Origin of the sequence: Thioalkalivibrio sp. ALMg13-2, from assembly GCF_000381185.1 — a bacterium.
In the GTDB taxonomy this organism is placed as follows: Bacteria; Pseudomonadota; Gammaproteobacteria; order Ectothiorhodospirales; family Ectothiorhodospiraceae; genus Thioalkalivibrio; species Thioalkalivibrio versutus.
The window spans coordinates 1-8,357 of sequence record NZ_KB906125.1 but is presented as its reverse complement, the minus strand read 5'-3'; the positions used below and the strand labels follow the sequence as shown (position 1 = coordinate 8,357).

Annotated in this window: 6 protein-coding genes and 1 pseudogene; 3 read left to right on the top strand and 4 right to left on the bottom strand. The window is 67.4% G+C overall.

All coding sequences use genetic code 11. From position 1 onward, the window contains the following. Positions 1 to 13: 13 nt before the first annotated feature. The 4 genes from F618_RS0112760 to guaB form a co-directional block, all read right to left on the bottom strand. The gene (locus tag F618_RS0112760) at positions 14 to 823 is read right to left on the bottom strand and encodes a cytochrome b5-like heme/steroid binding domain-containing protein (RefSeq protein ID WP_019568791.1); all 810 of its coding nucleotides are present in this window, start codon (positions 821 to 823) and stop codon (positions 14 to 16) included. Then, on the bottom strand, positions 820 to 2,118 hold the full coding sequence (locus F618_RS0112755; protein ID WP_019568790.1) for a ferric reductase-like transmembrane domain-containing protein: 1,299 nt from the start codon (positions 2,116 to 2,118) through the stop codon (positions 820 to 822). Before F618_RS0112755 ends, F618_RS0112760 begins: the two co-directional genes overlap by 4 nt. Positions 2,119 to 2,321: 203 nt before the next feature. Next, complete coding sequence (gene guaA / locus F618_RS0112750) at positions 2,322 to 3,899, bottom strand: glutamine-hydrolyzing GMP synthase (RefSeq protein WP_018650431.1); 1,578 nt, start codon at positions 3,897 to 3,899, stop codon at positions 2,322 to 2,324. Positions 3,900 to 3,970: 71 nt separating this feature from the next. Next, entirely contained in the window at positions 3,971 to 5,431 is a 1,461-nt protein-coding gene (gene guaB, locus F618_RS0112745) for an IMP dehydrogenase (protein ID WP_019568789.1), read from the bottom strand. Between the two features lie 190 nt (positions 5,432 to 5,621). On the opposite strand from guaB, the gene F618_RS0112740 reads away from it, so the two are divergent. From F618_RS0112740 to F618_RS14930, 3 genes and pseudogenes are all read left to right on the top strand, one after another. Next, positions 5,622 to 6,395, top strand: a complete 774-nt coding sequence (locus F618_RS0112740) for a DUF4197 domain-containing protein (protein ID WP_018167972.1) — start codon at positions 5,622 to 5,624, stop codon at positions 6,393 to 6,395. 14 nt (positions 6,396 to 6,409) lie between these two features. Beyond that, positions 6,410 to 7,819 (top strand): exodeoxyribonuclease VII large subunit, encoded by a 1,410-nt coding sequence (gene xseA / locus F618_RS0112735; protein WP_019568788.1) that lies wholly within the window; start codon positions 6,410 to 6,412, stop codon positions 7,817 to 7,819. 340 nt (positions 7,820 to 8,159) lie between these two features. Then, positions 8,160 to 8,357, top strand: a pseudogene (locus F618_RS14930) (IS110 family transposase); the annotation flags it as partial.

The following is an 8,357-nucleotide window of genomic DNA, read 5'->3' as shown; positions in this document are numbered from 1 at the left end:
TCGCGCATGGATGTCACCGCCACTGATAAACGCCGCGGTTGAGCGCATCACGAATGGCCGAGATCAGCTTGTTACCTCTCAGGGTCGCGCCGGTAAAGGCGTCGATGTCGTCCACCACATGCTCCGGCGCGTAGAGATCGAATAGGGCCGAAAGCGGCCGGCCTTCGAGGTAATCGATGGCCTGACGGTGCTGGCGCGTCACGGCATGAAGTTCCTCGTGCTCCTCAAGCGCCAGATAATCCACCCCCCGGTAGCTCAGGTACCGGAACCGGACGTTGTAGAAATGATGGTCCCGCAGATCGAACTGGATATTGACCTGCATCGCGCCCCGGTCCGAAAACACGCCTCGATAGCGCCCGTCCAGGTACGTCCCGGGCGACAGGCCGAGCAGCACCCGGCCCGGCGGATGGGTGGCGGGTTCCCGCGTGGGCGCTGAAGCCTCGGGCCGTGCCTGGGGTGCCGGTGCATCGGCCAGTTGCCCTACCCGGTACTGTTCCAGCATGACGGCGGCCCTGGGGCTGTGCGGACGCCCGGGCGTCTTGTTGTACCAGCCTTCGGTGGCATCACGGCCGCACCACTCCAGTATCACGTCCTCGGAGGTGGGGTGACGCGGAATATAGTCCGTCACTTCGTACACCTGGCCATCAATGGCCTTCCAGCAGCTCTCGGCACTGTCGTGGGCCGCGAGTTCGGGTTCCGTCACCAGGCGCTGATCGTCGTGGGTCTCGCGGGTCTCCGCGACCAGCGCGCTGACGGCCCAAAGGGTGACGATCACGGTGCAGAAGGCCACGAACGCGGTGTAGGCAATCTTGTTCACGGTCATAGGAAATCAAACGCCTCCGTATGAATGTGACCCCTGGGTACACCGGCGCGGCTTAGCAGACCCATCAGGTGCTGCACCATGCCGGGCGGCCCGCAGATGTAGATCTCCCGTTCCACCAGGTCCGGGCAATGGGCGCGGATGAACGCTTCGTCCACGGGGCCGCGATCCTGGAAATAATGGATCTGTGCATCGAAACGCGGGTGCCCCTGCGCGATCTCCCGAAGCTCGTCCATGTAATAGGCGCGGTCCGGTCGATTGGCCAGGTAGATCAGTGTGACCTCCGGCCCGGCCCCGGGCTCCCGCTGGAGGGCCCGGGCGCCGGACACGAAGGGCGTAATGCCGATGCCGCCACCGAACCAGAGCTGCCTGCGTTGCGGCTCGTATCGCTCGAAGAACTGCCCGTAGGGGCCCTCGATCTGCACGGCGGTTCCCGGTGTCACCGTCTGCAATGCCCGGCTGGCGTCGCCCAGGGCCTTGATACCCACCCGGACAACGTCTTCGCCTGGCGCCGAAGAGAGGGTGTAGGGGTGCTCTTCTCCCCGGCCGGCTTCCAGGCCCGGGTCGTGGGGAGTGAGGTACATGAACTGTCCCGCGGCATGCGACATGGCCCGGCCCCGCGGGGCAAGGGTGATCTCCACCACGTTGGACGCAAGGGCGGTCACGGCCTCGACGGTATAATCATGGCGCCCCAGCCGGGGCGACAGCACCTTGCGCCAGAGCACTGCGGCAACCGCCAGGGCCGCGAGCCCCCACCAGAGCAGCGCATGCTCCACGAGCATGACCGCGTGCGCGAACGCCAGCAGGAACGCGGGCACCGACAACAGGTGGAGGCGCTTCCAGCGCTGGTAATGCGGCCTGCCGAAAAACTGAAAGGTGGGCGCGAGAAAGATCAGCATCAGCGCCAATGCGCCCCAACCGATCCATACCGCCCCGTGTTCAAGGGGCGGAAAGATCACCTGGATGGCCGCTTCCGGAGAAATGGGCAGCGCCCCGAAGGCCAGCCACACCACGTGCAGCATGATCAGGATGAAGGCTGCGAAACCCAGTATCCGGTGCAGGGTCCAGATGCGCGGCAAACCGCCGAACCAGCGATCCAGGCCCGGCAGGCGCACACTCAGCATTGCACCGACCAGCAGCGCGCTCAGACCCAGCACGCCGGCCAGGTGACCAAGCGCCGAGAGCACCTCGGCCGCGCCCGCGCCCGGCCGCGGCCACCAACGCGGCCACGCCACCAGCACCGGCAGCAGCAGCAACACCACGACAATCCAGTCACCCGCTCTGATGCGTCTGAACATGGGATCCGTTTATTCCAGGAAGTCCACCTCGGCACAGTCTAGGTAACCGCCGATCAATGTACACGCTCGCGTTAGTGCACCGTGTCTTCCGAGGCAAGGCGTAGCCCCACGGCCGGTAGTCGTGCTACGGGCCGTGGGCTAAGCAGGATCCTGAAGCCTCCGATATGACGCCGGTCAGCACCCGCCATTGCGGGTCTTTCCACTCACTCCCACTCGATGGTGGCGGGGGGCTTGCCGGAGATGTCGTAGGTGACGCGGGAGATGCCGGGGATCTCGTTGATGATCCGCCGCGAGACATGGTCGAGGAAGTCGTACGGCAGGTGGGCCCAGCGCGCGGTCATGAAGTCGATGGTCTCCACCGCGCGCAGGGCCACCACGTAGTCGTAGCGCCGGCCGTCGCCCATCACGCCCACCGACTTCACCGGCAGGAAGACCGCGAAGGCCTGCGAGGTCTTGTCGTAGAGATCGGCCTTGCGCAGCTCCTCGATGAAGATCGCGTCGGCGCGGCGCAGCAGGTCGGCGTATTCCTTCTTCACCTCGCCGAGGATGCGCACGCCCAGGCCCGGCCCGGGGAACGGATGGCGATAGACCATCTCGGTGGGCAGGCCCAGCTCGACACCGATCTTGCGCACCTCGTCCTTGAACAGCTCGCGCAGCGGCTCGACCAGCCCCAGCTTCATGTTCTCCGGCAGGCCGCCCACGTTGTGGTGCGACTTGATCACGTGGGCCTTGCCGGTCTTGGAGTCGGCCGACTCGATCACGTCCGGGTAAATCGTGCCCTGGGCCAGCCACTGCACGTTGTCGAGCTTTGCAGCCTGTTCGTCGAACACGTCGATGAACAACCCGCCGATGATCTTGCGCTTGGCCTCCGGGTCCTGGATGCCCGCCAGGGCGCTCATGAAGCGCTCCTCGGCATCCACACGGATCACCTGCACACCCATGTGGCGAGCGAAGGTCGCCATGACCTGGTCACCCTCGCCCTCGCGCAGCAGCCCGGTATCCACGAACACGCAGGTCAGCTGGTCGCCGATCGCCTTGTGCAGCAGCGCGCCCACCACCGAGGAGTCCACCCCGCCGGACAGGCCCAGTACCACGTGATCGTCGCCGACCTGCTCGCGCACCCGCGCGGCCATGTCGTCGATGATGTTGTCGGCCGTCCACAACGCCGCGCAGCCGCAGATATCGTGCAGGAAGCGCTCGATGATGCGCTGGCCCTGGGTGGTGTGGGTCACCTCGGGGTGGAACTGCACGCCATAGAAGCCGCGATCCGGATCGGCCATGCCGGCGATCGGTGCGGAATCGGTGGAGGCCATCAAGCGGAAGCCCTGCGGCAGCTCGGTCACGTGGTCGCCGTGCGACATCCACACGTCCAGCAGACCATAGCCCTCCGGCGTAGTGTGATCCTCGATGTCACGCAACAGCGGCGTATGGCCACGGGCGCGCACCTGGGCATAGCCAAACTCGCGACGCTCCGACGGCTCGACCCGACCACCCAACTGCGCGGCCATGGTCTGCATGCCGTAGCAGATGCCCAGTACCGGAACCCCCAGCTCGAACACCGCGTCCTCGGCGCGCGGGGGCTGGTCGACATTCACCGACTCGGGGCCGCCGGAGAGGATGATCGCAGTGGGATTGAACGCCCGGATGTCGGCCGCCGGCATGTCCCAGGCATGCACCTCGGAGTAGACCCTGGCCTCGCGCACGCGGCGGGCGATCAGCTGGGTGTACTGGGAACCGAAGTCCAGCACCAGAATGCGGTGGGCGTGAAGATCCTGGGTCATGAGGTCATCCGGTATCCCGGCCTGCGGGCCGGGAGTATGTCAGGTAGGGATACCCGGCCATCGTGGCCGGGTCAGTCCATGCGGTAGTTCGGGGCTTCCTTGGTGATCGCCACGTCGTGCACATGGCTCTCGCGCATGCCGGCGGCGGTCACGCGGACGAAATGCGGCTTGGTCCGCATCTCTTCGATGTTGTGTGCGCCGACATAGCCCATGGACGAGCGCAGCCCGCCCATCAGCTGGTAGATGATGGCGACGATCGAGCCCTTGTACGGCACCCGGCCCTCGATCCCCTCGGGCACGAACTTGTCGGCCGAGCTGTTCGGATCCTGGAAGTAGCGATCCGAGGAGCCCTGCTGCATCGCGCCCAAAGAGCCCATGCCGCGATAGATCTTGTAGGAGCGGCCCTGGTACAACTCGACCTCGCCCGGGGCCTCTTCGGTCCCGGCGAACATCGAGCCCAGCATCACGCAATCGGCGCCCGCGGCGATCGCCTTGGCCAGGTCCCCGGAAAAGCGCACGCCCCCGTCGGCGATCATCGGCACACCCGTGCCCTTCAGCGCCTCGGACACATCGGAGATCGCCGTGATCTGCGGCACGCCCACGCCGGCCACGATGCGGGTGGTGCAGATCGAGCCCGGCCCGATTCCGACCTTCACGCCGTCGGCCCCGGCCGCGACCAGCGCCTTGGCAGCATCGGCGGTGGCGATGTTGCCACCGATCACCTGCACGTCCGGGTAGTGCTTCTTTACCCAGGCGACGCGATCCAGCACGCCCTGGGAATGCCCGTGCGCGGTATCCACCACCAGCACGTCCACCCCGGCCTCGACCAGCGCGGCCACGCGCTCATCGGTGCCCTCACCCACACCCACCGCGGCACCCACGCGCAGACGGCCCCGCTCGTCCTTGGAGGCATGCGGGTGCTCGGTGGACTTCTGGATGTCCTTGACCGTGATCATCCCGCGTAGCTGGAAGTCGTCGTTGACGACCAGCACCTTTTCGATCCGGTGCTTGTGCAGCAGCTCCAGCACCAGCTCGCGGTCGGCCCCCTCGGGCACGGTAACCAGGCGCTCGCGCGGGGTCATGATCTCCGAGACCGGGGCGTTCATGCGGGTCTCGAAGCGCAGATCGCGGGAGGTCACGATACCCATCAGGTCGTTGCCGGAAACGATCGGCACGCCGGAGATGTGATTGGCGTCGGTCAGCGCAACCACGTCGCCGATGCTCGCATCCGGGCCGATGGTGATCGGCTCGCTGATCACACCGCTTTCGTATTTCTTGACCTGCCGGACCTCGGCGGCCTGGGCCTCCGCCGACATGTTCTTGTGCACGATCCCGAGCCCGCCCTCCTGGGCCATCGCGATCGCCAGGTTGGCCTCGGTGACCGTGTCCATCGCGGCCGACACCACCGGGGCGGACAGCGTGATCTCGCGGGTAATCCGGGTACCCAGGTCGACATCACGCGGAACGACATTCGAATGCCCCGGGATCAGCAGTACATCATCAAAGGTAAGGGCTTCACCGAGTATCCGCATGCACCACTCCAGGCCAGGCCCGCCGGGACGCAAGGGGGAAAATCCCGGGGGCGGATAAATAGCCGTTCAGTATAGAATTCGGGCCCTTCCGGGACAAGCACAGACACACATGCAAGGGCCGTGCGCAGACGCCCGGACAGCACCCTGATAGGATGCGAATCCATCCCGAGCCCCCTGCCAGGCGAGACCCATGCCCGAGCGCGCGCCTACGGCCCGCATCACCCGACGCACCGCGCTGGCCCTGTTGCTGGCCCCCGGCCTCGGCCTGGCCACTGCGTCCAGCGCTCGCGCCGACTGGTGGCGCTTCGGTCAGGACATGTTCCGCTCGCTGATCACCCGGCCACCGGAATTCGCCGGGTTGTCGACTGCCGAGCTGATCGAGGCGGTGCACGAGGCCCTGGTCATCGCGACCCACGCCGCCTCCGAGACCCTCAGCCGGCGCAACGGCTTCTACGGCAACCCGGACGTGCGCATCCCCCTGCCCGAGGTGCTCGCCACCACACGGCGATCGCTGGGCCGACTCGGCATGGCCGCGCCGCTGGACACCCTGGAGGAGCGCATGAACCGCGCGGCCGAGGATGCGGTATGGCAGGCCCGGGAACCCTTCATCCGGGCGATCTTCGCGCTCGATCTCGACGATGCCCGCGGCATCCTGCTGGGGCCCGAGGACGCCGCCACCCGCCATCTGGAAACACAGATGCGGCCGCGCCTGACTGAGGCCATGCGTCCCGCGATCGAGCACAGCCTGGACGCCGTGGAGGCCATGACGACCCACCGCGAGCTGGAGTCGCGGATGCGCGACATCCCGTTTCTGGCAAACGTCCGCCTGGACCTGGCCGAGCATGTGCTGGACCACACCATGGACGGCCTGTTCCACGCCCTCGCGGAAGAAGAGGCCCGCCTGCGGGTCGACCCCGTCGGGCGCGGCACCGATGTCTTCCAGCGCGTCTTCACCCGTCTGTAACCATCGAGCCCCCCATGAGCGACGCCCCCGTCTTTTCCGTAACCGAGCTCAACCAGTGTGCCGACGGCCTGCTGCGTGACGGGCTTGGCCTCGTGCGCGTGGAGGGCGAGGTATCGAACCTGCGTCAATACGCATCCGGGCACCAGTACTTTTCGCTGAAGGACGAGAACGCCTCGGTGAGCTGCGTGCTGTTCCGCGGGCGCTCCCGCCAGGCCGCCCGCTTTGCCGACGGCGACGCCGTACAGATCCAGGGGCGAGCCGGAATCTACGGCGCCCGCGGGCAGTTCCAGCTGATCGTCGAGGCCCTGCAACCGGCCGGCGAGGGCCGCCTGCTGGCCGCCTTCCAGCGCCTGAAGGAAAAGCTCGCCGCCGAGGGCCTGTTCGACGCCGAGCGCAAGCAGCCACTGCCCGCCTGGACCCACCGCCTGGGCGTGATCACCTCCACCCAGGGCGATGTGCGCCACGACATCGAGCGCACCCTGGCGCGGCGCTTCCCGCTGTTGCTACCGGTCACGCTTTACCCCACCGCGGTGCAGGGTGCCCAGGCCGCCGGCCAGATTGTCGCGGCCCTGGAACAGGCCGCGGCCGAGGGCCGGGTCGACGTACTCATCCTCGCCCGCGGCGGCGGCTCCCTGGAAGACCTGAAGGCCTTTAACGAGGAGAGCGTCGCGCGCGCCATCGCCGCCTGCCCGATCCCCGTGGTCAGCGGCGTGGGGCACGAGACCGACACCACCATCGCCGATTTCGTCGCCGACCTGCGCGCCTCCACGCCCACCGCCGCGGCGGAGGCTGTCAGCCCGGATGCCGCGCCCCTGCGCCACCAGCTAGCGCGGGCCCGCGAACGCCTGAGCGGGCTGCTGGGCCAGCGCGTGGCGCGCCACCAGCAGACCCTGACCGCCCTGCATACGCGCCTGGAACGCCGCCACCCGCGGCAAATGCTGGAACGCGATGCCCAACGCCTGGACGACCAGCGCGAACGCCTGCAGCGCGCGTGGTCACGCCTCGAGGAACGCGCCCGGGTGCGATTGCAACACGCCCGGTTGCGTCTGGCGGGCGCCTCGCCCGGCACCCGCCTGGCATCCGCCCGCATGCGCCTGGATCACCTGCGCCAGCGCCTGGTGCGGGTACGCCCGGACCACGACATCCTGCAGCGGCGCGAGGCTCTCGCCCGCCTGCAACGCCAACTGCAAACGGCCACCCACCAGGCCCTCGTCGCCCGCCAGCGGCAGCTGGACGCCACTGCGCGCCAGCTGCGTTCACTGGGCCCGGAGGCAGTGCTGGAACGCGGCTACGCGATCCTGCAGACCACAGAGGGCGAAGTCCTGCGCGCTGCGGATCAGACCGCCAGCGGCGAACGCGTGCATGCACGTCTGGCGCGCGGGCGCCTGGACCTGGAAGTCACCGCCACACACGGCGACAACTGAGCCGCGGTCTCCCGGCCTTTAACCACCGACGGCACACAGACAATCGCGTGTCACAGGAAGACGGGAAGCGCGCGAAGGGGTAAGAAGGAAGTGGGTAGCCTGGGGTCAGCACCTGCAAGGCCATCCCGGCCGCAGCGCGGCGGAGAGCCGGGATGGCCTCCGTCACGCACACCCCCACCAACGTGCCCGCCCCCACCGCCGGGAACCCGGATACCTGGTCAGCACACCCCAAATCCCGTAGACATCATGGATTGACCTGCCCGACCTCGAGAGCGTGGGTTATGTTTTCGGGGTTGGGATAACCACCTTCAACACAGAGCCATTATCGAGGGGGCAGGTCATGAATGAGTTTATCGCGGAAGGGGTGAAGGATGCAGGCCCGGTGACGGGGCAGGCCGGGGTGAAGCGAGTGCTCGAGCAAGCGAGCAACGTCTACGGTGCCTACATCGGGCTGGACGTGCATAAGGAGACGATTGCGGTGGCGGTGGCCGAGTGCGGTCGTGGCGCGCCGGAGTATTACGGGGAGATCGCCAACACG